Here is an 847-nt window from a genome sequence, read left to right as displayed (position 1 = left end):
AAAGCTCGAAAGAGATGTTTGATCATTTTCCACTTGATAGGAGTTGTCATAGATTAACTGATGGCGTAATTGATAATGATGATCCTTCTGACAGGAAGTGCTATTCCGCGTGGATGGCGGGGCAGGCCTCTATCGACCAAGTTCGCAATGGCAGCTGGGATGATATAAGTGCAGGGAGTCAAAATGTCGTAACGTTTTCCGGTAAAGGCTGGGATAGAATCATCAGATATCGAATGGGGGCTTCTGAAGATACATCGTATTATCTCCCGCATACACCGGTAAGTGGTGATGTAGTAACCGCGCTTTCAGGAAGCTTACAAAGGTTATATTTTGCAGATGACGAAGGAGCTATTTATTATCAAAATCTTGAAAGTGACAGCCCCTTGGTTCCGTTTGTTCAGCTCGCTGCTGAAGATTCAGATGTTGTACATATAAGTGGATTGGGCGATAACTTGTTTGTTTTCACGCGAAACTCCACCGCTTTAGAAGAGCGCTACAAATTGATTATGTTTGATGCTGCTGGCGCGCTGCTTGGTAGTATTGTGGACATCGAATATGATGTTTTGCCAGACAGTATTAAATTAGCCTGTCGCAATGACAGCTGCACTACTTTGGTTGATATTCTTGCAGTTGTTCGTGTAGATAATCATCCAAACAATGAAGTACTTTCAATGACCTTGGACTTATCGACGTTTGGTATTGCCTCTGATGAAATATCCACTATTTTTGAATCATCAGAGAAACCGCTTAGCGGGCCCATTCAGTTATCTGAAAATGGTGAATTGATCTACTTCGGATCTGGGCATCAACTTACTCTGGCTTCACTAGAGGTGCCGGTGGCAGGCAG

1 protein-coding gene is annotated in these 847 nt (G+C 43.3%); it reads left to right on the top strand.

Annotated features, from left to right (window positions below; translation table 11 throughout):
• Positions 1-14 precede the first annotated feature (14 nt).
• Positions 15-847 (top strand): hypothetical protein (locus A3735_RS08470; protein WP_156499534.1); only part of this gene is annotated, 833 nt, incomplete at its 3' end.

It is taken from the genome of Oleiphilus sp. HI0061 (genome assembly GCF_001635675.1).
Note: the sequence above shows the minus strand (reverse complement) of the source record. Positions and strands in the feature narration are given on the sequence as shown.